Here is a 1,155-nt window from a genome sequence, read left to right as displayed (position 1 = left end):
CCTCGGCGGTTGATTCGCTCCAGCCCACATCGCTGGCCACGGCCATGACGCTGCCCAGGTACGGGTGCTCCAGCGTGGCCGCGCCCGGCGCGTCGAAGGCTTCGATCAGGGCGTCGCGGTCGCGGTCATAGTCGTCGCCGGCGACGAACAGCTGTAGGCGCCACTCTTTCGCGCGGCGGCCCATGTCCTCGGAGTAGGGCTTGTCGCGGCGCGGGTATTCGTGGATCAGCCAGCGCCGGCCGCCCTTGGTGTCGGCGCGCTCCACATAGAACGGCACGCCGCGATATGCCCCGCGCATTTCGGGGTCGATGCGCTCACGCCACGTCATGCGTTACACTCCCTTACGCTTTGGAATAAGGGGAGAAAGCCATGGAAACCATTTTTCTGATACTGCTGCTGGCCTCGCTTGTTGCGCTGGTTGTTGGCATCGTCAGCCCACGCCGCGCGATGCCTTGGGCCAAATCGGCAACGCGATTTAAAGCGCTCGGCCTTTATCTCGGGATTGCGGTGATTTGCTTCGTTGGGTTTGGCGTGAGCACAGACGCCAAGAAGGCCGAACCCACGGCCACTACGGTCGCAGCGGAAAGCACGCCTACGCCGGCCGTCCAGCCTAAAAAGCTCAGTCCGGCCGAACTTGTTGCGGCGCGCATGCCTGACTCCCAAAAGGGCTTTTTGGCCTTGATGGAAAAAGCGGCGCGCGAGTATGAGGCCGCACCCAACGAACTGGTGAAGTCGAAGATCGCCCAGCAAAGAAAGGTCGATTCCAGGCCATTCACCCCGCAAGGAAAAGTCCAGAACTGGACGGGCACGATTGAACAGCTGGCCACCAATGGCGACGGCAAAGGCATCGTGGTCATACGATCCAGCAGCACCGTCACCTTTCAGACCTGGAACAATGCGCTTTCGGATCTCGAACATAAGACCTTGATTCCGCAAAGTTCGTCCCTGTACGACACTGTCGCAAGCCTGGACGTAGGCACGCCCGTCAGCTTTTCCGGCTCCCTTGTTGCCGAAGGCAGCGCGACCGAACATGGCTCCGTCACACGCCCCGAGTTCATCGTTCGTTTCGATCAGATTTCGCCGTTGCATTAAGGCACCATCCCCAGCGAACCGGAGTCCACCTCAAAGTCCAGCCCGCCGTTCCGGCGGGCTTCT

The 1,155-nt window shown here is 61.2% G+C and carries 2 protein-coding genes; one reads left to right on the top strand and one right to left on the bottom strand.

Annotation, left to right across the window (positions count from 1 at the left end; genetic code table 11):
* Nucleotides 1-328 (bottom strand): DNA circularization N-terminal domain-containing protein (locus tag C1I89_RS33560; RefSeq protein WP_181391117.1); only part of this gene is annotated, 328 nt, incomplete at its 3' end.
* Nucleotides 329-369: 41 nt separating this feature from the next.
* Here C1I89_RS33560 and C1I89_RS33555 point away from each other — a divergent pair.
* Nucleotides 370-1,092 (top strand): hypothetical protein, encoded by a 723-nt coding sequence (locus C1I89_RS33555; RefSeq protein ID WP_102776411.1) that lies wholly within the window; start codon nt 370-372, stop codon nt 1,090-1,092.
* The last annotated feature ends 63 nt before the right edge of the window (nt 1,093-1,155 follow it).

Source organism: Achromobacter pulmonis (genome assembly GCF_002885955.2).
Taxonomy (GTDB): Bacteria; Pseudomonadota; Gammaproteobacteria; order Burkholderiales; family Burkholderiaceae_B; genus Achromobacter; species Achromobacter pulmonis_A.
Note: the sequence above shows the minus strand (reverse complement) of the source record. Positions and strands in the feature narration are given on the sequence as shown.